Genomic DNA, 26,400 nt, shown 5'->3' with positions numbered 1-26,400 from the left:
GGGGTGAGGGCTGCCGGTGTGCCTGAAACGGCTCTCTTGTTTCGGTTTCCCGTAATTCCTGATGCGGTAAACCGAACAGCCAGCGAGTGGGATCTCGGTGGCCAAGGTGAAATCCCCTCTGAAGCTGGCATTTGGGGGGCACCTGAAAACCATGCAACCCTAGAACTGCGCCGGACTCGAGCGCTCGAATGCGGACTTGATGGCTGAAATCGATGTGGGATAAGGGTTTTACAAAAAACCTACACTTGTGAGGGGGCAGGGGGGGGAGAGTTTTTTGCCGCCAAAGATGTCTGGGGTGCAGGTCAAGCAATACCAGAAACCGGGTTTCTTTGGATGGTAGGGCGGCGACCGGCACGGAGACTGCCCCCGCCGCCTTCTAGCTGTCGCCCCTAGCGGGCGGCCACGGGGGGCCGCCCCTACAGCTTGCCAAAGCGGAACCGCTGATTGCAAAACTGCCGGTCAAAGCCGGGAGTGTCCACTCACCAACCGGCAGTCCAAGATGTGCAGTTCAACCGCGACAATCGCTGGCCATCTCGTGAAAGCCTTGCGCTGTAAGGGTTTTGAGAAGTTTTGAGAATGGCTCAGGCTGGATTTGAACCAGCGACCGAGGGCTTATGAGTCCCTAGCTCTACCCCTGAGCTACTGAGCCGTGTTTTTCTCACGTTGATTAATCTAACACGTCAAACCGGCGTTGGCAACCCCCCTGAGAAAAAAAATCAAAAAAAAATAAAGGGAGCCAAGTTGGCTCCCCGGAGAAACCTAGCTCCCCAGTGAGTGGAGTGGCCAACTACCGAGGCAGATAGGCGATGGGGTTAACTGCTCCCTGTCCGCTAGGGTGGATTTCAAAGTGGACGTGCGGACCGGTACTGAAGCCGGTGCTGCCCATTTCAGCGATTTGCTGGCCTTGATCGACCTCTTGGCCTTCCCGCACCAGAAGCCGGTCGTTGTGGCCGTAGAGCGTCGTAGTCCCATCTGGATGGGTAATTTCAACCAGATTGCCATAGCCCCCATCGTTCCACTGAGCGTAGGTGACAGTTCCGGGGGCTGAAGCTACCACTGGCGTGCCAACCGCAGCGGCAACGTCAATTCCCTTGTGCATGCGTCCCCAGCGCCAGCCATAGCCTGAGGTGAACTCTCCCTGAGCCGGCCAGATATAGCCATTAAAGACAGCACCGCCTTTGGGCAGGTAGGTGTCGGCGGGGGCTAGAGGGGGCAGCTGCGGAGAGACCATCCGGGGCTGGAGCGGCTGTTCGTAGGAATCCGAGCCGGCGAGCGGTGCCGTTGCCACGACTTGTTGGGCTGCCGGCAGCGGTGCCGGTTTTGCTACGACAGGGACAGCCACAGGGGCGGGAGCTGCGGGACGCGGCTCGACCGGCAGCTCCTGCTGTTGCTTGCCGATTTGTCTTTGCCAAGCTTGACTGGACCGGTCTGGAGTGAACTCTGGATTGACTGGCGTGACTGGCGCAGACGGCTCGCTAGCAGACGCTGCCTCTGGCAGCTCCACCGGCGGAATGGCGGGCACGGCCACTGGCGGCTCCACTGGTGGAATGGCGGGCACTGCCACCTGCTGCTGCACTTGGCGAATTGCCGGCACTGCCACTGGCCTGCTGAAAGCCTGCACGGGCAGCGGCTGCGGGGGTGCGGAAATCGTGGCGCTGGCGGCGGCATTTTCTTCGTGCTGCCGGCGATACTTCTCCCTGAGCTTTTCGATTTCAGCCCGCAAGCTGTCCAGAGAGGGCCGCTCTTGGCCTTGTGCTTTCGCTGCGGGCGACTGGAGGGGCTCTGGGGCCGTGATGCCTGATGGCGTGGGGTTTAGCGGGTTTTGCTGCTCCTGAGCCACCACTTCAATTTCATCTCGCTTGGGCGCGACAATGGCTGAGGTGCCGGCGCTTTCTGGTGGGGACGCCCCTGGAACCAGCGGCAGGGAGGGAATGTCAGCAGCATGAGCCCGATCCCGGAGCGCCACATTGGGCACCGTCATTTCTGGCGGCAGCACAGGCGAGAAAGGCGAGGAAGCCCCCCTGGAATTTGGAATCAAGGCTGTCGTCACCACTTCTTGCCTGCCCGGCTGGTACAGGGGGATCTCCAGCGTTTGACCGACCTGGATGACGTTGGGATCGGTCAATTGATTGGCCTCCAGCAGGGCCGCTGGAGAAACTCCATAGGTTCGGGCGATCGAGCCTAGCGTATCCCCCGGATTGACGCGGTAACGCTTGACTTTGGTTGCGCCTGTTCCCTCAGCCGCCTGAGGGGCGATCACAACCGCTTGAGACAGGTCCGGCGCTGCCCCCCATTTAGGGGTTCGCTCGGGCGTCAGCGGTTCCGGCGCTGCTGCGGCGGGCTGTTTGGGGGCCACTCCTGCTGATTGTTCCGGCGCACTCACCGAGGGGGGTGTGGCCGGCACTGGCAGAGTCTCGATCCCCGGGGCTGGCGCTGCTGCCGCTTCCGGTTGGGGAGCCGCTTCTGGTGCTGGCGGCTCGCTGGCTGCGCTTGTGGCCGGCTCGGACGGCGAGATTGCCGGGGCTGGCGCTGCTGCGGCTTCCGGTTTGGCCTGAGCTTCTGGTGCCCCTTTCAGCGCACTTCCCGAGGGGGCTGTGGCCGGTTGCAGCGGCAGGACTGCCGGGCTTGGAGCTGCTTGCGGTTGCGTTCCCGGTATCACGCTCGGCACCGCTGCCGGTGGGTTTGCTGCCGGCTGCCAGGGCGAGAACGCCCTTGCCGGGGCTGCTGCGGCTTGCTGTTCCGGCACCGCGCCCGGAATCACTGCCGGCACTGCCACTTCTGATGGGGGTGCTGCCGGTTGCAGAGGCACTATCACTGAGCTAGGCTTAGCCACTGCTTCTGGTGCGGTGGCGAGCGCCTTGCTCTCTCCATCCGCAGCCGCCTTTGGTTGAGCGCTCCCTTCTGCCGGAGAGGCCGCAGCTGCTAGCTGCTCTGGCTCCGACAGCTGTGAATTTGCAGACTCCTCAGACCGCAACTCCGCCACACTGTCTCTCAAGCGGTTCTGTGCTTGATTTTCTCCGCTCATGGCCACCTCTTGAGTGGCCTTTAAAGCGTCTTCTTTGGCCTTGACCCCCTCTTTGACGCCATCCGCCATTTGGGTTCCATCTGTCACCCAGTGCGGCAGGGCAGCTGCGGGCGGTGCCGCCGTTGCAGCGGCTGTCCCCACACCTTGAGACTCCGCCCGCCCCGCTGCTGGCTCAACTGCTTGTCCTTCTTGAGCGCTGCTGCTTTCTGCTGGGCTGTTCAGTTCTGAGAACTGCTGCCCGACAGGAGCGGCTCCCACCTCTTGTGGGGGCAGCGCCGTGGAATCTACCTGTAAACTCTCTGGCGGTGACGGCAGGGAACTCTCCTCTCGCACCGGCTGCTGCTCTGCCGGAGTTGGCGCAGGCTGTGCGGCGTCTGCCGGTGCCGGTGCGACCTCTGCGACAGGCAACACAGGTGCATTCTGCGAGGATGATAGAGCCGTCGTCGCCGTTGCATCGGCTGTCTGGGGTTCAACCGCCAGGGCTGCATCCCCCTGTCGGGGGATAAACAGGCTTGACGCACCCATTGAGATGGCCAATCCTATCATGGCTGCTGAGGTGCAAGCCCTGCGATTGCCTTCTGGAGATGTCTGTGTGAATAGTCCCACCTTGTAGGCAGAATACTTTGCAAAGGTATCCTTCCCTGCTGTGTGAGAGGTAACAGACTTTACCTTCTGCGGAAATGCTCGTTTCAAGAAACGACCTCCTAACGATCAGCGCTTAACTGTCCTTGAGCGAACCTAGCTGTATAACCTGTCAATGATGTATATCACACCGTTAAGAGATCCTGATCACTGACGGTCAACTCACTTAGGCAAGATTACCCTGCTTTTAAAATTTTGACAAGCTTACATTCGCCAAAACCCCAAGACAGGAAGTTTCTCAGGCTCGATCCACTGCTGTTGGCGCTTGCAAATCACACACCCCTGCTTGTCTAGGGGTTTCTTGAGGTTTGCGCATCAGTCAGGGCAAACCACCTGATTCCAGCAACAGATGAGAATTTACGCTTGTTTTTCCCAGAAAGACAACCGTAATATCTCGTAGCTTTTTCCTGGCCCGCACGACGTCCCCTTCCTGTCCTGAAGCGCTGAACGTGCCAGTTTTTCTGGCTTTCGCGCCCCCGCAGGGGGTGCGGCAGTGGGGGTTTGCATGAATATAACCTATAGGTTCTCCCCCCGCCACCCGCCGGCTGTCCTATAGAAATTTCTTATACTTCCTCTTGGCAGGGCCGTTTTACGATATTCCCTGACTGTCAGGTCATCTTGACAGTGAAGTCGCCAGCGGGGGTGCTCTGAGGTGCCGGTGCCTCAAGCTATCCCAGCGTCGCTGCCTCTCTCTGTGCGGGATAGCCATCAAGGGGAGTCCGATTTGACGAATGCTGCTCTCGCTGCCAGCCGGCGTGCGGTTTCCCACAGATCCCGCCTGGCAAAACTTTGAGACGCCTTCGGGGGGCGACTGCTGCACCGGCGCGCTCCTATTCCACATAGCCCAGCTGACGCCGCGCTTCAAACAGGCCCACTGCCGCACTCACTGAAAGATTTAGGCTGCGGACACCGGGCTGCGCCATCGGGATATATACAGTTGCAGTACAATTTTCTAGGACTTCCTCTGGCAAGCCGGCTGTCTCACTGCCAAACAGCAGCCAGTCGTCGGGCTGGTACTGGTGTTTAATATAGCTGCAGCTCCCCCGAGTGCTGAAGCCCACCCACCGCCCCCCACGCTGCCGGTGGCAACCTCGGAAGGCTTCTAGAGACGGGTGGCAGTGCAGCTTGACGTAGGGCCAGTAGTCCAGACCTGCTCGCTTGAGGTAGCGGTCGCTAATTTCAAAGCCCATCGGCCCGACTAAATGCAGCTCTGTGCCCGTAGCTGCGCAAGTTCGGGCAATATTGCCTGTATTTGGCGGAATTTGGGGGTAAATCAACACAACCTGCGGCATGGAAGGCTAATTCTAGCTCAATTTAGGCAGACATATCATCAAAAACTGCCCTCCGGCTGGCAAAAATCTGTCCAAATGGAGAGGCAATATATTTAAATTTCTAATAGGTGCTGGCGGGAAACGACTGATTAGAAATTCTAATGGTCGAGTTGGGCACAGGGCCTCAGGCCACCCCCAGCTGGCACAGCTTGTCTTCGAGCTCTCTCTCCTGCTGAGCGAGGGCGTGTGTGCCAGAAGTGATGACTCCCCGGCAATCGAGCCCGCCGGAAAGCTGTTTTAACCACTGCTGGGCGGTGTTCCCTTCCCGGAGGATTTTCTTCAGGGGTGAGAGGAAGCAGCTGAAGCCTCGTTTCTTTGCAGACGGCCACACTTGTAGGTAGAGTTCCTCAATCCAATCTCGCGCTAAAATCGGCCTGCCGTCTAGCCAGTGCCGCAACTGGGCGTCTAAGCTGTCTTTGGCGGCAGCGACTTCGTTGGCGTCGGTGAGGGCAATTAGGTCTTCGGCGCGGGTGGGTGAGGGCAGGTGGCTGATTTCTAAGGGGTCTAAGCTCGGATCTTCTATCAGCTGGGACAGGCGAGCTTCCAGGAGGGCGGTGACCGCCAGCAGGGAAATGGGATCGGCGATTAAGTCGCAGATTCTCAGTTCTAGCCGGTTGATGCTGTAGGGACGCCGGTCGCCGTTGGGGCGGACGGAGGCCCACAGGTGGCGGACGTTTTGCATGGTGCCGGCGGCGAGTTGCTGTTCTGTCCACTGGATGAAGTGGGCGTGGCTTTCAAAGATGGGGACGTGGGTGGGGGTTTTGGGAAACATCTGCCAGCGGGTGGAGTGAGAGCCGGTGACTTGGCCGTCTAGGAAGGGGGAGGAGGCGCTCAGTGCCAGGAAAAGGGGCGCTTCGACCCGGATCAGGCGAATGGCTCGCATCAGCAGTTCCGGGTTGCTGATGCCTATATTGATGTGGACGCTGGCGGTGACGACGCTGGTTCCGTAGGTTTGCTCGATGTAGGTGTGGTAGGGGTTGCCCGGATCGGAGCGGTAAAAGCGCTGGCTGTCGCCCAGGGACAGGGTGCTGCCAGGAATCAGGGTATAATCGCCCAGCGTGTGGAGGTATTGCCGCAGCTGTAACCTGGGGCGCACTAACTCACACAAGAGCCGGTCGTAGGAGGTTAAGGGGGGGGTTGTGTATTCGACGTTGCGACTGTCTGGTTCCCGCACGAATCTGTCTAGGGCGGCAACGATTTTGTCGGAGAGGCCAACAATGTCCCCTTGCGGGGTGCCGGTGTACATTTCGACTTCAAAGCCTTTCGATAGCAGCACGGTTCTTTCTCCGCTGTGTTGGTGGTTACTTATTCAGTATTGTAAAACTTCATGAAGATTATAGGCATTCGCCGGCGATAGTAGTACAGGATAGTCAGGAGGTCAAAAATGAAGCTACCTGAGCAGCGCTTTGGGCCATAGGCATCAGCAATACAAGAGCGTGGCTAGGTGTGTCAAGCTGGCTGACCTGCCAGATCCAGCACAACAAACGGAAAGTTTTCGGAGTAAATTTGTAGGGCTTTAGCCCAAAAGTTTGTAGTTGGGCTTTAGCCCAAAAGTTTGTAGTAAGGCTTTAGCCCAAAGTTCGTAGTAGGGCTAAAGCCCAAAAGTTTGTAGTTGGGCTTTAGCCCAAAAGTTTGTAGTTGGGCTTTAGCCCAAAAGTTCGTAGTAGGGCTAAAGCCCAAAAGTTTGTAGTTGGGCTTTAGCCCAAAGTTCGTAGTAGGGCTAAAGCCCAAAAGTTCGTAGTAGGGCTAAAGCCCTACCGATTGGCACCAGATTTTAAAATAGGGACAGGCGAGGGACAGGCGAGACGCCTGTCCTACGGGAGAGAGCGGATTATTTCTTATTTTTGCCTTTAGGTTTTGAGGGAATTTTTCCGGCACCTTTGGAGTGGCTCACCGGCGGTTTTTGGGCGGCTTCACAGGTAGAGATAAATTGCACCGGCTCTTCGGTCGCCGGCTGAGCGATGCCAAGGCGGACGAACTCTGCCCACACTTCCTCACTCAGCAAAATTAAAGCCGTCTCGCGATTTTCACCGGCAATCGCGCCAACAACTTTCTGCCATTCCTCCCGCAAGGAGTCCAGAGTTGGGTGTTCTGCGGAAATCTGACTCAGCAAAGAAAGTGCTGTGCCGAAACAAGCTGAATCGGGCGATATCTTTTTCGACCTCAGCCCCTGACGCACCACTTTCAGCCACACCGGCATAAGTTCCAGCCAGTGGTCTTCCTGCAGCCGGTTGAGCGCCATTTCCTCCATCCCCAGCGCACCCCAAATGCAGAGAGAAGATTCAGCGAGTGCCGGCTGGCAATTTCGCACAGCTTCATCCCACAATTGCTGTGCGTGGGATTGGAACCGGCTGGCGAGAGATTTGTAAGCTTCCCCGACGGTTTCGGGAATCGTGACTTTATATACAGTCTCGCCGCGTGGCAATCTGTCGCCGCGATAGGAGAGCCAGTTGTGGGAGCCGCACAAGTGAATTTTTCCATCCACAACGACTTCCTTGGCGTGAGAATTTCCCAGCCAAAATACCTGGACAGCCGGCAATCCTTCCGGTGTCTTAACTTCGCGCAGCTTCGCCTCAACTTCCGGTGGGATGGGTCGGTCTTCATCCTCCTGTTTGCGGGCAATTCCATGACCGATGAGAACCCAAACTCCCCGGCTGGCAAGATTCTGGAGAATTTGAATAAATTCGCTATCTACGACTTCTTGAGTCACCCAAGGGGAATAAATCAGGATGTCGTAACACCCAGATTTGAGAGTCTCTAAGAAAGTTTGCCGAATCTGACTGTCGCGCAGCAGGACAGCACTGCCGGTTGCCGGGTTTTCCTGGGGCGGAGCTATCTCCCCCAAAGCCCGCATTTCTCGAACACTATCCAGCGATTTTTGCCGAATTTTTTCCAGTCTGGCTTCCACCTCTTGATTTTTCCGCTCCGCAATTGAGTGGCGCTCACGTGTGAGGCTTTCTTCGGAAACCTCACACAAGTCTGCTAGCGAAAGTTTGTTTTGAGATTCAAGCTCTTTGAGCCGGTCGGACGCTTTTTCTAAAATTTGCTTGCCGCGCCTGACTTGGAGGGTTAAATTGTCTTCTAAAACATCTAAAATCAGGAAAATAGACAGCGTTTGCCAGATTTCTTCAGTTTCACCGGCAGCGGCAGCGCTGGTGACAATTTTGCCCTGTTCAGGAACGTGCAGCCCTAAACCTGAAGCCTGAACCCATTGCTGCACTTCCTCAAGCGGCAATTCAGACACATCCCCACACCGGCTCTCCAGTGGGATGAAGTTTTCCCAGTCTGGGAGGTCTACTTGTGGTAAATCTAGGGGAGAAAACCGAAAGACAGTGGTTTCCTGCAAGGGGTCAGCTAGAGCGTAAAGCTGGTAAAGTTTGGGGGACTGCGGTACAGAACCTTTCTGGTATAATTCACGCCCTTGGGGGGTGAGTGTAATGGGCGATCCGGGTGCGACTTCCAAAGTCTGCAATGCCTGAAGAATTGCGGTAGTGTTGCGGACAAAGAGAGGGTCGAGCCCCAGGACACTCGCCAATTCATTTTCTGTTGGGGGTGGGAAAAGTTCAAAGCTCGCACGGAGTATGAACTCCTCAAGGACGTTGAACTTGCGAGGTTCTGTGACGTTCAAGTCTACCGGCGTTTGGTACATTTTATAGCGAAACTGGCGCGCCGCCAAGACTGACAAACCTGGGCTTTGCTTCTCAATTTGCTCCGCCCACACACTGAGTTCCGAGGCAATGGGTTTATCCGAAAATGCTGGAAACATTAATCATTTCTCCATTCTATCAAAAAAGTTGGCAGTCGTGCTGCCGGTGGGGCGAGACGCCTGTCCTACGAGGTATGTCCGGAGGGCAGGCGTTCCCTCCGACCTCAATAGTCTTAACCAATGTTGCTAGTCTTATAGCCCGCGAAGGCGGGCTTTGTCTGTATAGCCGCGATTTTTAATCGCCAGGGAACTAGCAAAAGTGACAGGCTCCCTAACTATTAGCTGAAAAGGCTGGAAACATCAACGAGTCCTCCGTGCCGGCGCACAACGTTTGAAACTTCGGAGTACATCCTGCCGGCTTGGCCTGGATGCTGGGTGAAGAGGGAGTGGCACCCCACAATTACCAGCAGTTCTTGAGCGCGAGAGAAGGCGACATTCACCCGTTCGGGCTTTTTGGCAAATCCAACTTTTCCTTGGCGGTTGTTTCTAACCATGCTGACGATTACAACCTGACGTTCCATTCCTTGGAAGCGGTCAACTGTGCCGGTGCGAATGTGAAGGGAAGGGAAAAGCTGAGGATCTATGCGCTCCTCGATCAGTTCCAGCTGCGCGAGATAGAAGGTGATGATGCCGATTTCTTTCCGGGGTTCGCCCAGGGCAATCTTGGGTGCCCACGCGGCTTCCATCTCCTGGCACAAGCGTTGAATAACATCAACTTCTCGAACGTTGAAAGGTGACGTTCCCTGCTTTTGCTCTTCAAACCCCTCGCCGAGAGGCATCTGAACCCAGATGAGATGCTGGTGTTCTTGGAGAATTTCTCCTGCAAGATTGTGTGCGCGTTGCTGGTCGGGAGCCGGCAGACCGCATTGCAGCCGGTGTCCGTAAAATTGATTGATGGCTGCCATAATGCTGGGGTGCATGCGGTACTGTACCGTCAGCATCCGCTTGATGCTGTCTGCAGCTGCCTCAAATTGCAGTTTGAACAGTGAGTCTTCTAGAAAACTCAGTTTTTCTGGGGCAATTCCCATCTCTTGTGCAATATCTTCTACCGTGCTATCATTGAGCATGGGGGGCAGCTGCCGGTGGTCGCCGACCAGCACCAACTTTTTGCTTTTCAAAGCGGGGATGAGCAATTCTGGAGGCGTGCATTTACTGACTTCATCAATAATCACGACATCGAAGTTTTTGAATTCTTCGGAAAACTCGCGGCGAGCGGCTTGCACGCAGGTGATGCCAATGACGTTGGCACTGTCCAGGTAAATTTGCTTCAATTCGCTGCGATCTTGACCTGAGGGGTTGCGCAGTTTTTCGCTCCAGTCTTGAACGAGGTTCTGGTAGCGGCTGAGGTAAGCTTCTTCCTGAGCGAGTTCGTTTTGCCAAGCGTCAAACTGAGCCTTGATTTGGCGTAAAAAGTCGGGGGCGAACAGCCCCGCAGGGGGAACCGCCGGCTTGAGGCGCTCGGGGATTTCGCCCCACGCTTCTTGCCACCAAGTTCGCTCTGCCATTAAAGTTTCTGGCAGGGTCTGCTGCTGGAGTTGAACCTCAATCTCGCGGAGTTGGCTTTGGGATTCTGCGAGCGGGATTTGAGCGGTTTCTTTTTCTTGTTGCAGGCTAGAAAGGCGCTCGTTCAGAGGGGTTTTGCATAACGACAGTACAGCAAAAGGCTCTAAGGAGGAAATCAAGGTTTCTAGTTTACTGGTTTGACTTTGCCAGGAACGCACTTGCGCCGAGAAGTCAGGTGCGGCTGGCAAAATATCTGAGGGAGTGCGAAGACACCGCTCAGTCAGAATGCGCAACTTCTCAGGGATTTGGGGCAGCTGGGAAAGGTTTTGCAAGCGTTGGAGAACTTGGGTAAATTTGCCTTCAGCGTTTTGAAGCGCCATTTCCGCCTCAGCGTGAGCGGCTGATCCTTGCGTATTAAGGTTGGCCGCCAATTTCTGAAGATCATTGAATTGCTGTTTGAGATGCTGGAGCGTTTTTTCTGTTTCTGCCTGAACTTGCAGCGCGTAGGTGCGAGCGTCAATGATGCTGTTAATTACCTCCTGTGCGAGCCGGTTGAGAGTTGACTCGATGTGTTTCGGTTCCCATGAGGCAGCGCAGACCTGTTGGATTTCCCTCAAAAAGTCGCGGGCGCTTTCAACCACAACTTGCCGCTGAGTTTTGGTAAGGCGCGGATAAATGCTAAATCTTTCGGCAAGTTCGAGCGAATTTGCCCGGTGGTTTGCTGACAGCACTACTGGCGGCTGGCTCAGGCTCCTGTGCAAAAACTCGCTGAAGCGCGACTGCTTCCCTGGGGTGTCACCAAAACCATTCTGCCCTTCATAAGAGAGGGCTTTTAGCAATCTCTCCCAATCCGGCATATAATCAATCGGATTTGTTCCGGATCTGGGAAAAAGTCGCAAGTCTGCGGACTGGGCGATCTCCATAAACTTTGCCGGCAATTGAAGTAGAGCATCTGTGAGCGGCTGGCGCTCTTGCAAACATCTCTTCAAGAGATTGTATACTCTAGAAGGGCTGGTGTGCAGCCAGAGATCGGCTTCTTTTATGGCTGAATCTAGGGCTGATTTTTTCTTTTGTTTGTCCCCGATTTGTTGCTCTAGGGTTTTCTGCTTGGCTAGCAGTTGCCGGTAGTCGCTTCGCAGCCGGTTGAGGCAGTCATAATGGTGCTGGTCAACCCGCACGGCGTCCTCAAATTCTGTCAGGGCTGCAGCAGCGTCATTTGCAGCCGCCAGTGCCGTCCGAGATTCAGATATGGAAGCCATTACAGTCTCGCGCAACCATGCCGCTAGACCAAATGCCCCACAGCGAGGATGCTCAAAGTTGAGTTCCTTAGACAGCTTGAGAGCGTCTTTAACCTTGTTGATAAAGCTTCGCACAGAACTGTCGCCACCGGCATACGGCTGGAGGCGCGACAAAAAATCGACGGTTGCGGGATCTTCCCAGTCCACTTTCGCCGCAGACAGCAAGGATTCCAACTTCGAGATCAGCGATTCGACCTCGCCGCACTCCATTTCGGCTTGGCGGCACGCTTTTTCTTGCGCCTCACAGTTCGCCTCTAAAGTTGCCTGGCGCTCTTGCAATTGCTTCTCAAGACCTTGGTGCGCTTCTTCCGCTTGGAAATAATTGGCAAATCGCTCGGAAGAAGCCAGCAATTGCCGGTACAGGTCAATATTTTCGCGCCGCTTTGCCAGACCTTTTTCGCAGTCGCCGGCAGTATCTCCCAGCCATTTGCCTATCACTTGGTCTTCCAGGAAGGGCTGCCCTTCTTCTTGCACTTTATCTGCTTTTCCCTTTCGCAGCGCCCGAATTGCCGGATTGTGAACTAACCGGCTCAAGGCGTTGTCCACTGCTAAATTCGCTTGCGAGGCGATCAGCGTGCGCCCCCCCCGCAAAGCAACTTGATAGCAAATCTCGGCAATCACGGTGGTTTTGCCGGTTCCCGGTGGCCCTTGGATCAGAACCATATCCGGCGCTGAAAGAACGGCTTCTACTGCTGCAATCTGGTCAGGATTTGCAGAAGGAAGCAGCAAATCCTCCGGTCGCAGTTTGACTGGGTTTTTCGGCGGTCGAGCCTTGGAAGCGTCGAAGAAAAACTGGCCCAAATAGGGATTTTGGGAGCGTCCGTTTCGCAACTCGGTCAAGGCTCTTTCTTTCTGCTTAATCTGGCTGATTTCACCAAAAGCCTCGAAAAATAAGAACCCACTTGCCGGCAGCTGGTAGTGCCCTTCGCTGATGCGCTCAACCAGATCGGAGTCAAGCATGACGCGAATCTTGCCCTGTTCCGAGTCTACCTCTGAAATTCTGCCCAACTTCTCTCCATCCCGTCCACCTCTGCCTTCAGGAGAAAACTTGAACAGCTTGACTTCTTCATTTCGCGCCTGGAAAGCCCGCTGCCAAAATTCTGCTTCTGCTAAGGAATTTTCAGCTGTGCCATCAATACTCGCCTCAGCCGCCTCAATTTCAAAGGCGATTCGCCGGGTGGACGCGCCATAGTTGTGGCTCCGGAAAGGCACGCAAAACTGACGCGCCTCTGCGATGCGCCGCTCAATTTCTACAAACGCTGTCCAAGCTTGCAGCTGTTCTTCTGTGGGCACATGCTCGCCGCACACCGGCACCTTTGCCATGCGTGTCACTGCTGAGCGCGGCACACCCATTGCAGACTTGTAACTTGGGCGCAGGCGAATGCGGTACAGCACAGAAAAACCATCAGCGTGTCCCCGGTCTGGCGCGACTAAACGAGCGGACAGCAACCGCAAATCGTCATTTCTATCTGAGGATACAACGGCTATTAAGCTCAAGGTTTTTTCGCCCTCCTCAAGCACTGCCGGCAATTTAACACCCTGCAGGTCTGTGGCAATTGTGAGTTCCCATTTCTCCTCTCCCGGCTCTTGCCCTTTCCCCTTGCGGCGCACATAGAAGAGTCTTGGCTCGTCTCCCAATATCTCCGACAATATATCTTCGGCACGGTTGCGACGAGCTGTGAATTCGACATAACTTTCCAGGGCAGCTTGGCCTTCGATATCGCGAATTAAATTCTCGAAAGCCGTCGGGTTCAGGAACCGGTAGCCCCACTCTTCGGAACCTAACCCCTCTTCCTTTGCAGTGACGGGAGAAATATTACTCTCCTTCCCTTCTAGGGGAGAGGTCTTTTTGATTTTGGCGGCAACCGCAATCTCTCGCCTTCCCTCTGGTGTCTCCAGCCAGATAGAACCGGCCAAATTTGTCCCCGCCGGCACATCTTCGCAATTCAGCACCACCTCTAAATTCTGCCCCCCCGGAGACAGGTGAGAAGTCTTCACCTGCACCCACGGCAAATCGCACAAAACCTCGCAGGGTGCGCCCACTTGCAGCTGCCAATAACGCTCCACCTGCCGGTTTGTCTCTATCTCCCCAAAATCCAGAACTGCCGGCAGGTCCCAGCTCGCTTCTCCCCACTGGACATTCTCAGCTATCCCGCGCAATTTTACCTGATTCAGCATAGGGAAAGTGCCCGCACCGGCAGACAGCGCCACAGCGCCGGTGTCCCCTCCCACAGTCCGCTCGATTGCCAAATTTTCCAGCCGCACTCCAGGGGCTTCAATCAATAGTGCCGGCTCATCAACCGCCCAAATTACTGTATCTGTACCGCTGCCGCGAATCGTAATAGATCTGTCGATTGTGAGTGGCCCTTTGTACTCTCCGGGCGTCAAGCCAATCTCGTCTCCATCTCGGACAATTTGCAGCAAATCGGCCAAGTTAGAGGGATCGGCTGGGAAGGTTTGCATGGGTACTCCCTGATAGGTGATGGGGTGATGTTGACCTTTTTATAATAAAACCGCACCATCGCTCTTGTCAAGCTAAATTTCAAATTTTTTCCGGCACTGCCGGCACAGCTGCTTTGTCCTCTTCCCGGCTGCCGGTGATGTCCCGGTTTCTAGCGGTTGGCAGGGGGTAAGAAACCGGGTTTCAGCCAAAAGAAACCCGGTTTTTAGCTCCTTGACGTTTTTTTTAGAATTGATTTACCAACCGGCACTCGTGTTACACCTGTTCTGGGTCAATCCCCCTTTCTCGCAATCGCTCTATCAAAGCTTGATAGCGCTGTTGCTCCTGTTCCCGCAGAGCTCGTTCCTGTTCCAGTTGGCAGAGCGCTTCCTCAGCCCGCTCGCGCTCTTGCTCAGCCCGCTGGTGTTCTTGCTCAGCCCGCTCGCGCTCTTGCTGGCGCTGCTGATCCAGTTCCACCGGCGTCAGGAACCGCTGGTTGTCAGGGCGATAAATCTCCAGGGTGTCTTCTTTGAGCACAAATCGAATCCCCAAGCGAGGGCTAACCCAACCGTTAATCTGCTCAATTTCTTCTAAGTTGTTTCCATTACGCAGCAAGCCGGTCAGTTCCACTGTGTCGGGGTCATAGATGTAATATTCCTCGACGCCATAGCGGTGATAAAACACGAATTTCTTGGTCATCCCTATGCCGGTGTTTCCTGGGGAGAGGATTTCAAACACCACCTGTGGGGCGATATTTTCTTCTTCCCACTGTTTGTAGGAACCCCGGTCGCCTTTCGGGCGGCCAAACACAACCATGACATCGGGCGCTTGCCGGTGAAGACTTACCCGGACAGGATACCAGAAAAGATCGCCGGCGATGAATACATCGGCGATAGCGGCAAACAGGATTTCTAGGTTTTCCTTGATAGTTACAATCCAGCGGAATTGCTTAGTGTTGTCTGCCATTGGCTGTCCGTCGCTTTCAGGGTAGCTGATTTCTGCTTGAGTTTCAGGTTGCAGTTGCTGTACCATGCCAATAATCTCACTCATACTTTTATTATAGGGCTTCAGCCCAAAGTTCATAGTTGGGCTTCAGCCCAAAGTTCGTAGTTGGGCTTCAGCCCAAAGTTCGTAGTTGGGCTTCAGCCCAAAGTTCGTAGTTGGGCTTTAGCCCTACCGATTGTCACCTGATTTGAAGATAGGGACAGGCGGGACGCCTGTCCTACGGGTAGAGCGGATTATTTGTTCTTTTTGCCTTTATTTTTGGAGGATTTTTTACCGTCACCTTTCGATTTGTTCACCGGCTGCTTTTGGGCGGAGGCATAGGTGGCGATAAAATTCACCGGCGAGTCGATAGCCGGCGGGGCGATGCCAAGGCGGACAAACTCTGCCCACACTTCATCGTTCAGCAAAGTTAAAGCCATCTCGCGATTGCTGCCGGCAATCGCGCCAAGAACTTTCTGCCATCCCTCCCGCAATAAGTCAACATTCGGCAATTCTGCTGAAATCTGACTCAGCAAGGAAAGTGCTGTGCCGAAACCCTCTGAATCGGGCGATATCTTTTTCGACCTCAGCCCCTGACGCACCACTTTCAGCCACACCGGCATCAGTTCCAGCCAGCTGTTTTTCTGTATTTGGTTGAGTGCGACTTTCTCCATCCCCAGCGCACCCCAAATGCACAGAGGCACTTCAGCGAGTGCGGCATCCCGATTTTGCCGAGCCTTATTCCAGGATTTTTGTGCGTAGGATTGGAACCGGCTGGCGAGAAATTTGTAAGCTTCCCCGACTTGTTCGGCACTCGTAACTTTATACGCAGTCTCGCCGCGTGGCAATCTGTCGCCGCGATAGGAGAGCCAGTTTTGGGAGCCGCACAAGTGGATTTTCCCATCCACAACTATTTCTTTGGCGTGGGAATTTCCCAGCCAAAATACCTGTACAGCCGGCAGCCCTTCCGGCGTCTTAACTTCGCGCAGCTGTGCCTCAACTTCCGGTGGTATTGGGCGGTCTTCATCCTCCTGTTTGCGGGCAATTCCATGACCGATGAGAACCCACACTCCCCGGTTAGCCAGATTCTGGAGAAGTTCAATAAATTCGCTATCTACGACTTCCTGAGTCACCCAAGGGGAATAAATCAGGATGTCGTGACGCCCCGACTTGAGAGTGCTTAAGAAAGTTGGCCGAATCAGACTGTCGCGCAGTAGGATCGCCGTGCCTTTTTCCTCAGTTTCCTTAGGCGGAGTATTGTCCCCTGCTGCCCTAAGTTCTTTTGCCGTGGCGAGCGCCTGCAGCTGAATTTTATCCAGTCTCGCCTCAACGTATTGATTTCTCTTATTGAGCAGTGTTTCGCGCTCAGCGGCAATGGTTTCGTCGGTCAGGGACAGCAAACCCTGCAAGGATACTGTCCCTTCAGCTTGCAGGATGTCCAGCAAGTCAGAGGCATACTGCAAAATGGTCTTTCCCCGTCTCACTTGCACTCTGACCGCATCTTCTAGAGCGTCGAAGCTGACGATAATTGATATCGGTTGCCAGATGGTTTGAGTCTCATCAGTTACCTGAGCTGCAGTGAGTATTTTCCCATCTTCCGGGACATGAAGCCCTAAACCTGAAGCTATTACCAGCCGCTGGAGTTCCTCAAGCGGTAATGAGGTCACCTCCCCACATCTGTTCTCGATTGAAATAAAAGATTTTAAATCAGGCAGGTCTATCTGTGTTTCCTGCAAAGGCGAAGATCGATAAACAAGATTTCCCCGCAAGGGGTCAGCAACCGCATAAATTTTTTTAGTTTGTGGGGGTTGCGGGACAGAGCCTTGCTCGTAAAATTGCCGGCCTTGAGCGGTGAGTTCGATTTTGTCTGTGCCCGCCGGTGCCAAAGTTTGTAAAGCCCGAAGATTTCTGGTAGTATTGCGCACAAATACAGGGTCAAACCCTAATAAATCTGCCAAGTCATCCGCTGTTGTGGGCGGGTCAAATTCACTGCCGGCGCGGAGGATAAATTCCTCAAGAACGTTGAATTTGCGGGGGGCGCTGATCGTGACTTCCACCGGCGTTTGATCCACGCTATAGCGAAACTGACGCGCCGCCAGCACTGACACACCTGTTGGACTCTGTTTTTCAATTTCCTCCACCAATTCCCGCAGCTGAGGGTCAATCGGTTTAGGAGACGGAGATAGAAGCATTAATGATTCCTCCACAAAATTAAATGAATTTACCCAGCTATTACTTACTAGCTCTTCCCAGTAAGTAGCTCAAAAGACTTGTGACCGTTGAACTAAGAGTAGCTATAGCAAACCTTATTTGGCCCTCTGATGCGGTTGGCTTAAGAAGGATTGTGAGAGCGTAAATGTCAATTAGCAAAATGATGAGCAGCGCCAATACAAACACACCGATGTCCTTCACCCAGAAAGCTATCCGTTTCTGTTCGCGTTCCAGTTCTTTATCTTTGTCGCGGTTTTTTCTGTCGGACTCCGCCTCTTCTGCCGATGACAAGTTTAGGGAACCTGTTGTCACAAGTTTTTCGGTGGCTGCTGATAGTTGAAACGAGGTTTCAGAGAAGATTTCTTTAGGTGGATCGGGCTGCTGGCTCATGGCGGTATAATTCAAAACTGATTTAGGGAATAAGAATTTCCGTAGCTAAAGGCTGTTCAGGCTCGGCAATTCCGAATTTTTTTCCATTTTCCTTGGCCATCACCGCAATTTGCATCAAAGTGAGCGCCTGACGCAGCACATCAGTCTTTGTGCCTCCAATTTTATGAGCCAATTCTTCCAATGTCTCGTTCAGTTCAGGTGACACATCTAGATTCAGCCGAACCCTGTCTTTTTCGTCATTCATAGTTTTCCCTCTTCCAGTGGGCATTAGATAAGCTGGACTGACCTGCCGGCCTGTAGAGATGTTGCCGGCACGCCGGCTCACATCTATTTTAGCTCAAGATGCTAGAAACATCAATCAGTCCTTGATTGCGGCGAACAGCATCAGCAACTTTGGAGTACCTCCTGCCAGTTTCGCCGGCGTGCTGCGTGAATAGGGAGTGGCACCCCACAATCACGAGCAATTCCTGAGCGCGAGAGAAGGCGACATTCACCCGTTCCGGCTTTTTGGCAAATCCGACGCTTTTGTTGCCGTTGTTCCGCACCATGCTGACAATAACAACCGGGCGCTCCATACCCTGAAATCGGTCAACGGTGCCGGTTCTAATCTGAAGGGAGGGGAAGCGTCTATCGCTGAGCATCTCCTCGATTCGCCTTAACTGTGCGCCGTAGAAGGTGATGATGCCAATTTCTTTCCTGGGTTTCCCCTCGGCAACCTTGGGACTCCAAGTATCTTCCATTTCCTGGCACATAGCGTCAATGACTTCAATTTCCCTGCGGTTAAAAAAAGAAGTTCCCTCGCGCTGCTCCTCAAACCCCTGCGCAACCGGCATCTTCACCCAGATGAGATGGTGATTTTCTTGGATAGTAGAACCGGCTAGGTTGTGTGCGCGTTGCTTGTCTGGCTCCGAGATGCCGCATTCCAGGCGCTCCTCGTAAAATTGATTGATGGCACCCATGATGTAAGGGTGCATGCGATACTGGATAGTGAGGAGGCACTTGAGGCTTTCATCCGCAGCTTTAAATTGGGTTTTGAACAGGGACTCCTCTAGGAAGGAAATGTCCTCTGGCGCACTCCCGATTTCTTCGGCAATCTCTTCTAGAGAGTGTTCGTGCAGCATGGGGGGTAGCTGCCGGTAGTCGCCAATCAGCACTAACTTTTTGCCTTTCAGTGCGGGGATGAGCAATTCTGGAGGCGTGCATTTGCTCACCTCGTCAATAATCACAACATCAAAGTTGTTGAAGTCTGTGGCGAAGTCGCGACTGGCAGCTTGGCTGCAGGTAATGCCAATCACGTTGGCGCTGTCGATATAAATCTGCCTCAAATCGCTCTTGTCTTGCGCGGAGGGGTTGCGCAGTCTGGCAATCCAGTCTCGGATAAAGTTTTCGTACTGGCTCAGGTAATCTTCTTCCTCATCGAGTTCCATTTCCCAATCGTCGAATTGAGCTTTAACGGTGTGCAAGAAGTCCAGATCGAACAAGCCGGTGGGGGGAACTGCCGGTTTGATGTGCGCCGGCATTGCATCAAACGCGGACTCCCACCATTTTCGCTCAGCGATTAAGGCTTCTGGCAGCTCCGGCTGTTGCAGTTGAGCCTCAATTTCGCGGAGTTTGGTTTGTGACTGTTCTAGCTGATCTTTTGCCGTCTCAGCTTCTTGTTGCAGGCGAGACATGAGATTCTTTTTGCTCTCCCGCAAGACAGCCAAAGGATCGAGCAAACTCATCAGCGGATTTAGCTGGCTGATGCGACCGAATAGGATTCTATAGTCGTTACGGTAACTCTGTAGCTGCTTTTGCGCGTCAGCCATTTGCTTCTTAAGGTTTGCGTCAGGCACCCCCCGGTCAAAACCTTGCTGATAGCTTCTTTGCAATTGAGCAACAGTTTTCGACTGTTCCTTGTGAGATGCTTCTATCTTCACCAAATCATTCCTCGCTTCAGATATCCGATTGGGAACTTTATCCCGCAACCAAACAGCTAAACCGAACAGTTCTCGGTTGGGAGGCACTAGGCCAAGTTCACGAGCCAGCGCTTGCGCCTTTTGAACATTTGCTTGGAAGTCTCGCACGGAGCTGTCTAAAAGCATCTTCGGTCTGAGACTGTCCAACAACTTGATGACGGCTGGGTCTTCCCAATTCACTGCCGGCGCAGATGCCAGCAGGGAATCCAGCCCAGATATAACAGATTCTATCTGGCGCACCTTGGCTTCAGCTGCCGCCCGTTTGTTTTCTTGCGCTCTGTAGAGTTCCTGTAGGTTTGCCTTCTTCTTCTGCAATTCCTTTAGACTCCCTCCGAGCGCTTCCTCCGCTCTCACATACGCGGCAAATCGAGCTGCCGGCTCTAGCAATTGCAAGAGCAATTCTACCTTCTCCCACCGTTTAGCCAAACGCTTCTCACAATCCTCAGCCGTATTTTGCAGCCAGGTGCCAATCACTTTCTCTTCCAGAAACGGCAACCCCTCCTCCTCCACACTCTCGGCGCGTCCTTTTCGCAAGGCGCGAATAACCGGACTGTGAATCAATCGGCTCAAGGCGTTGTCCACTGCTAAATTCGCTTGCGAGGCGATCAGGGTGCGTCCCCCCCGCAAGGCAACTTGATAGCAAATCTCGGCAATCACGGTGGTTTTGCCGGTTCCCGGCGGTCCTTGGATGAGAGCCAGATCCGGCGCTGAAAGCACCGCTTCTACTGCTGCAATCTGGTCGGGATTAGCAGTGGGGAGTAACAAATCCCCTGGCTTCAGTTTAACACTTCCCCGCGCCGGTCGCGCCTTAGAAGCATCAAAAAAGAACTCCCCCAGATAGGGATTCTGCGTGCCGCCCTTCTGCAAGTCTTCCAAAGCTCTTTTCTTGCGCTTAATCTGGGTGATGTCCCCCACTGCCTCGAAAGACAAAAAGCCATTTTTGGGAAGCTGGTAGTGCCCACCGGCCATTTTCTCAACCAGGTCAGATTCCAGCCTCACCTTAATGAAACCCTTTTGCCGGTCAACTTCTTCAATAGACCCCAATAAAACGGCCAACATCTCGTTTTCGGCGCTGCGCTTCACCGGCTTGTTGCCGGTGCCATTCTTCTTTTCCTCACCCCTGTCTTCGCTTGGGGGTTGGAAAAGCTTCACGTCTTCATTTCTCGCATTGACGGCACGATTCCAAAAGTCCTCCAGTTTAAGAAATTCTTCAGTTGACTTATCAGCCCTCGCCAATCGGGGATTAACTTCAAAAGTAATCCGCCTTGTCGCCGAACCATAGTTGTGACCTAAGAACGGCACGAAAAACTGCCGGGTCCTGGCGATCCGCTCCTCAATATTCAAAAACGCCTTCCAAACTTGCAGCTGTTCTTCTGTGGGCACATGCTCGCCGCACACCGGCATTTTTTCCATGCGTGTCAGTGCTGAGCGCGGCACACCGAGTCCATACTGGTGACTTGAGAGCAGGCGAATGCGGGACAGCACAGCAAAACCATCTGTTTGTCCCTTGTCTTGCGGGACTAAACGAGCGGATATCAACCGCAAACCGCCATATCCATTTGAGGACACAACTGCTAGCAAGCTCAAAGTTTTTCCTCGCTCCTCAAGCCGTGCCGGCAATTCCACATCATCCAGATCCGTCACGATTGTGAGCTCCCATTTCTCTTCTCCGGGATCTTGCCCTTGTCCTTTGCGGCGGACATAGAAGAGTGCTGGATCATCTTCTAATATCTCAGACATTATCTCTTCTGCCCTATTCCGGCGATCTGAGAATTCGGCATAGCGTTCAAGAGCAGCTTTGCCCTCGAACTCGCGGATAAGATTATCTATCCCCTTGTCTCCGACGAACCGATAGCCCCAATCTTCACAACCTAACCCCCCCAACCCGTCTTCTCTCGTAGTGAAGGCGTCTTTTATCGCGTCTGAAGTTGGCGGAGAGGTGTTTTTGATTTTTCCCGCAACCGCAATCTCTCGTATTCCGTCAGCTGCCCCCAAAAAGATGGCACCGGCCAAATTTGTCCCCGCCGGCACATCTCTGGAATTCAGCACAACCTCCAGATTCTGCAACCCCGGAGACAGCTGAGAATTCTTCACCAGCAACCAGGGCAAATCGCACAAAACCTCGCAGGGTGCGCCCACTTGCACCGGCCAAGAACGTTCCACCTGCCGGTTTGTCTCTATCTCCCCAAAATCCAGCACTGCCGGTATGTCCCAGCTCGCTCCTTCCCACTGGACATTCTCAGCCACACCGCGCAATTTTACCTGATTCAGGATAGGGTAAGTGCCCCCACCGGCAGACAGCGCCACAGCGCCGGTGTCCCCTCCCACAGTCCGCTCAATTGCCAAATTTTCCAGCCGCACCCCAGGCACTTTCACCACCAGTGCCGGCTCATCAACCGCCCAAATCAACGTATTTGTGCCGGTGCCGCGAACCGTAATAGATTTGTCGATTGTGAATGGCCCTTTGTAATCTCCCGGCGTCAAGGCAATCTCGTGCCCATCTCGGACAATTTCTAGCAAATCGGCAAAATTAGAGGGATCTGCGGGGAAGGTTGGCATGGTTACTCCCTGACAGTTTATGGGTGAGGCAGATTTTTTTTTAGAATAACACCGCTCAACTTAGCCTGTCAATAGAAATTGCAAATTTTAACCGGCACAGCCGGCACACCTGACTCGCCCCCGTGCACTCCCTTTAACCGACAGCCGCTTTTACCACATATCGAGCCCCGGTGCAAGATGTCAGATAGGGGAAGAAACGGGGTAAGAAACCGGGTTTCTTTTACTGGGGAAGCCAATATGTAATGGCACACAGCTGGGAGAAACCCGGTTTCTAGATCCTTGACGTTTTCTTTAGAATTGATTTCTCAACCGGCAATCGTATTACACCTGTTCTGGGTCAATCCCCCTTTCTCGCAATCGCTCTATCAAAGCTTGATAGCGCTGTTGCTCCTGTTCCAGTTGGGCGAGTGCTTGCTCAGCCCGCTGGCTTTCTTGCTCAGCCCGCTGGCTTTCTTGTTCAGCCCGCTGGTGTTCCAGCTCAGCCCGCTCGCGCTCTTGCTCAGCCCGCTGGTGTTCCAGCTCAGCCCGCTGCCGCTCTTGCTGGCGCAGCTGATCCAGTTCCACCGGCGTCAGGAACCGCTGGCCATCAGGGCGATAAATCTCCAGGGTGTCTTCTTTGAGCACAAACCGAATCCCCAGACGAGGGCTGACCCAACCGTTAATCTGCTCAATCTCTTCTAAGTTATTCCCATTACGCAGCCAGCCGGTCAGTTCCACGGTGTCGGGGTCATAGATGTAATATTCCTCGACGCCATAGCGGTGATAAAACCCGAATTTCTTGGTCATCCCTATGCCGGTGTTGCCAGGGGAGAGGATTTCAAACACCACCTGTGGGGCGATGTTTTCTTCTTCCCACTGTTTGTAGGAACCCCGGTCGCCTTTCGGTCGGCCAAACACAACCATGACATCGGGCGCTTGCCGGTGGAGACTTCCCCGGACAGGATACCAGAAAAGATCGCCGGCGATAAATACATCGGCGATAGCGGCAAACAGGATTTCTAGGTTTTCCTTGATAATTACAATCCAGCGGAATTGCTTAGTGTTGTCTGCCATTGGCTGTCCGTCGCTTTCGGGGTAGGTGATTTCTACTTCGGCTTCAGGTTTCAGTTGCTGTACCATGCCACTAATCTCACTCATACTTTTAGTATACAGCCGGTGCCAACTCTTGGGAGGTACAGACCTGCGATAGCTCAGGTGGTATCTGGGCGATCTTGGAGGACTTTCCCTATTAGCTCCTCCCTTTAACCGGCTGCCGCATTTACCACATATCCCTCCCGGCTGCAAGATGTCAGGTAGGTTGGGATTGCCCCGCTCTTGAACTGCCGGCAAGACAAGCGCTCACCGATTCAGCGGAAGAATCCGCACTCTAGAACGCGCCTCATCTACGATGATTAAAGCCCCCGATTCAAGTTGTGATTCAAACTGACGCAACACCTCAACAATAACCGGCTCTAAATTCTCAGGCAAAATATCGCGGGCGCGAACCTGGATAACACTCGGGCTTTCCGCTTGAGTTGCAGCCAAAAGTGTCCCAAAATCTAAGTCGTGGGTGAAGACAATATATCCCCGGGCATCTGCCCAAGCCATTATTGCCCTATCTGTCGCCCGTGGGTCGCCTACATCAGACCAGTGAACAGATTCCCACCCGGATTTAGCAAAAACCTCGCACCAGGCGGGAGAAAGATTCATATCAATCAAAATTTCACTGGCTGGCTAGGGGAATTTCTGATTCTTCAACGCGCCACGCCGCATAGGCTAGGGCTTCCCGCAAATCTTCTTCTTCCAAATAGGGATATGCCTTCAAAATATTTGCTGTAGAATGACCGGCTGCCATCAGCCCGATAATAGTTCCTACCGTCACGCGCAACCCGCGAATGCAAGGCTTTCCTCCCATGACTTCTGCATCGAAAGTTATTCGGCTCAATCCCTTCATCCCTTTCCTCCTGGTTTCTGTAGGTCTGCTTCCCCTGCTATTATACTTTTATCCCGCACTCGTTGCAACTCCCTCAAAGCCGGCACTGCCCGCACACCTGACTCGCCGCCCGGTGCACCAGAGAATGCCGGTAAACCAGAGACTTCAAATCATCCGCATACCCCCCACCAATCACGCAAGCCACCGGATACCCCCGCCCAACACAGGCACTCAAAACCTGCATGTCCCGGCGAAAAATGCCGGTGTCTGTCATCGCCAACTTCCCCAGCCGGTCGCCGGCATGCGTGTCAACCCCCGCATCATAAAACACCAAATCCGGCTTGACTTCTGACAGCAAATCTGGTAAATACTTATCCAGAGTTTGCAAATACTCATCATCCTCCATCCCCACCGGCAGCGGCACATCTAAATCGCTCTTTTGTTTCGTTCCCGGAAAGTTAACCTCGCAGTGCATCGAAAACGTAAACACGCTAGGGTCATCCTGGAAAATCACAGCCGTTCCGTCTCCCTGATGCACGTCTAAATCCACAATCAAAACCTTCCGCACAAGCCCCTGCTGTTGCAGCGCGCGGGCAGCAATTGCCATATCGTTGAAAATGCAAAAACCCGACCCAAAATTGGGAAACGCATGGTGAGTGCCGCCCGCAGTATTGCAAGCCAGCCCATAAGTCAGCGCCAGCCGCGCCGTCAGAATCGTACCCCCCACCGCCACACAAGTCCGGTTCGCCAAAGCCCGACTCCAAGGCAACCCAATCCGCCGCTGCGCTTTCGCATCTAAAGTCTCCTCACAGTAAGCCTGAACATAGTCCGGCGCGTGCGCCAGCTCAATCCAATCTTGCGGCGGGCGCACCGGCTTGTAAAATTGCAGCCGGTGCGCCACCCCATCCGCCAAAAGCATCTCGTACAGCCAGCTAAACTTCAGCATCGGAAACCGGTGCCCCTCTGGCAGCGGCGCAACGTAATCCGGATGGTAAACTATCGGCAAATCCATAGGCGCTCTTTCAGCTATCATTTATTTGGCAGCAGGAAAAAAACTAGGCGAAATCGCCCTATCCCCCTTCCTCTCGTATTTGGGCTATTATAGTAGCAGGTTAACCGCTAGAGCACAAGCGGGTGGCCCCACCGCCCTGGCGCGGTTCAAGCAAACTCGAAACCGCAACTGGAGCTAGCTCATGCAACTCAACACAGTCTGGCAGTACGGCAGCAGCGATCCCGAAAACACGAATAACTTCTATACGATCCGCCAGTGGTTGGCCGGCCTCAGCGGCAAGAAAATCACTTGGCGACAGCGCCTGATTCCGGCAACCAGCGATCCGAGCCAGATCGACTGGGAGCCCCAGCGGTTTGATGAAGAGTTTGCCATCTGCAACCCGGAACTTCGCGGCATCACCCTCTACTGGCGCAAACCCGATTCCCCCGACGAACGCAGCACCACCCCTCACAAGCTGGAACTCGACACCCTCCGCCAGCAGCTCTACATCCACCCCCAGTCTCAAAAAGAGCTTATCATCCGCGTGGGGCTGGCTGAAATCGTCTTTCAGAAGATTTCGGTGAAAAATCCTGAATGGCAGTGCCGCCGTGCCGGTGAGAACTGCACCCTCACCCTGCGAGACACCGCGCAACAGCTGGAAGTGAAAGTCACCCTCAGTCCAGCAAATCTCGACCAGCTAAAGCAACAGCTGTCCTAGTCATCTCTCTTTGACAAAATCTGCCTTCAGGTAGAGTCAAAAAACGAAAATTTAAGCTAATATATGCTTTTTCTACTCTTTCCCAGGATCTGCCTGGGAACGCCACTTAGGAGACTCGGCCTCATTCGGTGCTTTCCTTGGGTTAGACTCGGCTTATTTGTAGTTGGAAATGGTAAAGGAGAGACGCGACATGTCGCGTCTTTACACCCGGCAATTTCCACAAATAAAGACTGTTAACCCAGCGGGATATTTGTCACAAGTGTTGAATCTTAACAATTCGACATAAAAAAAGCGCCCAAAACGTGCTATGATTTGGGCTACGGTCAAATCAATCGTGTTAATAACCTGTGCTCAACTCATTCTCTAAGATTGTCCAAAATCGTTTGGCTTCTTTGCCTAAAAATGATTATCCTGTCCTTAACACCCGCTTGTTTATGTCCATATGGTTGAGCTATGCAATGGATAAAAGCTTGACCAGTATGAGAGATATATTCAAGCGACTAAATGGAACTGGCTATGAGCTAGATATTTCAACTTTCTCCAAAGCTAATGCGTCCAGAAGTCAAGAGCCATTCCTGAGACTTTATCAACAACTTAATGAGGAAATTTGCCGTCAAAAAAGCCTTCAAAAATATGAGCTGTGTCCTATTGATTCAACTGTCATTACTCTAACGAGTAAATTGCTATGGCTGCAAGAATACTACCAAGTCAAGCTTGTTAGCTCCTTAAATT

General features: G+C 53.6%; 16 protein-coding genes, 1 tRNA gene and 1 pseudogene. 3 read left to right on the top strand and 15 right to left on the bottom strand.

From position 1 onward, the window contains the following. On the top strand, positions 1–207 hold a 207-nt coding region (locus OSC10802_RS54215), incomplete at its 5' end, for a hypothetical protein (protein ID WP_082218261.1). 370 nt (positions 208–577) lie between these two features. On the opposite strand, the gene OSC10802_RS0109135 is transcribed toward OSC10802_RS54215, so the two are convergent. The 15 genes from OSC10802_RS0109135 to OSC10802_RS0109065 form a co-directional block, all read right to left on the bottom strand. Then, positions 578–649 (bottom strand) — tRNA-Met (locus tag OSC10802_RS0109135). Positions 650–787: 138 nt separating this feature from the next. Next, positions 788–3,718, bottom strand: coding sequence for a peptidoglycan DD-metalloendopeptidase family protein (locus OSC10802_RS0109130; protein WP_155967492.1), 2,931 nt, complete (start codon positions 3,716–3,718; stop codon positions 788–790). A gap of 779 nt (positions 3,719–4,497) precedes the next feature. Continuing rightward, entirely contained in the window at positions 4,498–4,959 is a 462-nt protein-coding gene (locus OSC10802_RS0109125) for a tRNA (cytidine(34)-2'-O)-methyltransferase (protein ID WP_017716475.1), read from the bottom strand. A 163-nt stretch (positions 4,960–5,122) separates the two neighbouring features. After that, positions 5,123–6,274, bottom strand: coding sequence for a glutamate--cysteine ligase (gshA, locus tag OSC10802_RS0109120; protein WP_017716474.1), 1,152 nt, complete (start codon positions 6,272–6,274; stop codon positions 5,123–5,125). 555 nt (positions 6,275–6,829) lie between these two features. Next, positions 6,830–8,764 carry a phospholipase D-like domain-containing protein gene (locus tag OSC10802_RS0109115; protein ID WP_017716473.1) on the bottom strand — a complete coding sequence of 645 codons (1,935 nt, stop codon included), beginning with the start codon at positions 8,762–8,764 and terminating at the stop codon, positions 6,830–6,832. 218 nt (positions 8,765–8,982) lie between these two features. Further along, on the bottom strand, positions 8,983–13,968 hold the full coding sequence (locus OSC10802_RS0109110) for an AAA domain-containing protein (RefSeq protein WP_017716472.1): 4,986 nt from the start codon (positions 13,966–13,968) through the stop codon (positions 8,983–8,985). 253 nt (positions 13,969–14,221) lie between these two features. Next, positions 14,222–14,977: a Uma2 family endonuclease gene (locus OSC10802_RS0109105; RefSeq protein ID WP_026098322.1), complete on the bottom strand. Its 756-nt coding sequence runs from the start codon at positions 14,975–14,977 to the stop codon at positions 14,222–14,224. A gap of 206 nt (positions 14,978–15,183) precedes the next feature. After that, positions 15,184–17,121, bottom strand: coding sequence for a phospholipase D-like domain-containing protein (locus OSC10802_RS0109100; RefSeq protein WP_017716470.1), 1,938 nt, complete (start codon positions 17,119–17,121; stop codon positions 15,184–15,186). A gap of 40 nt (positions 17,122–17,161) precedes the next feature. Continuing rightward, positions 17,162–17,545, bottom strand: coding sequence for a hypothetical protein (locus OSC10802_RS0109095; RefSeq protein ID WP_155967490.1), 384 nt, complete (start codon positions 17,543–17,545; stop codon positions 17,162–17,164). A gap of 7 nt (positions 17,546–17,552) precedes the next feature. Then, a complete protein-coding gene (locus OSC10802_RS0109090) occupies positions 17,553–17,774 on the bottom strand; it encodes a YlcI/YnfO family protein (protein WP_017716468.1) in 222 nt (73 codons plus the stop codon). A gap of 88 nt (positions 17,775–17,862) precedes the next feature. Then, a complete protein-coding gene (locus tag OSC10802_RS0109085; RefSeq protein WP_017716467.1) occupies positions 17,863–22,047 on the bottom strand; it encodes an AAA domain-containing protein in 4,185 nt (1,394 codons plus the stop codon). Positions 22,048–22,368: 321 nt separating this feature from the next. After that, positions 22,369–23,166: a Uma2 family endonuclease gene (locus OSC10802_RS0109080; protein WP_026098321.1), complete on the bottom strand. Its 798-nt coding sequence runs from the start codon at positions 23,164–23,166 to the stop codon at positions 22,369–22,371. A gap of 219 nt (positions 23,167–23,385) precedes the next feature. Continuing rightward, a complete protein-coding gene (locus OSC10802_RS0109075; RefSeq protein WP_017716465.1) occupies positions 23,386–23,736 on the bottom strand; it encodes a DUF5615 family PIN-like protein in 351 nt (116 codons plus the stop codon). A 13-nt stretch (positions 23,737–23,749) separates the two neighbouring features. Then, positions 23,750–23,980, bottom strand: a complete 231-nt coding sequence (locus tag OSC10802_RS0109070) for a DUF433 domain-containing protein (protein ID WP_017716464.1) — start codon at positions 23,978–23,980, stop codon at positions 23,750–23,752. Positions 23,981–24,053: 73 nt separating this feature from the next. Continuing rightward, positions 24,054–24,971, bottom strand: a complete 918-nt coding sequence (locus OSC10802_RS0109065) for a histone deacetylase family protein (RefSeq protein WP_017716463.1) — start codon at positions 24,969–24,971, stop codon at positions 24,054–24,056. 181 nt (positions 24,972–25,152) lie between these two features. On the opposite strand from OSC10802_RS0109065, the gene OSC10802_RS0109060 reads away from it, so the two are divergent. Both OSC10802_RS0109060 and OSC10802_RS52720 read left to right on the top strand, forming a co-directional pair. Then, positions 25,153–25,668, top strand: a complete 516-nt coding sequence (locus OSC10802_RS0109060; protein ID WP_017716462.1) for a hypothetical protein — start codon at positions 25,153–25,155, stop codon at positions 25,666–25,668. 383 nt (positions 25,669–26,051) lie between these two features. Continuing rightward, positions 26,052–26,400: pseudogene (locus tag OSC10802_RS52720) on the top strand (IS4 family transposase); the annotation flags it as partial.

Origin of the sequence: Kamptonema formosum PCC 10802 (genome assembly GCF_000332335.1) — a bacterium.
Classification (GTDB): Bacteria; Cyanobacteriota; Cyanobacteriia; order Cyanobacteriales; family Oscillatoriaceae; genus Oscillatoria.
This window is presented reverse-complemented; position numbering and strand designations above follow the sequence as displayed.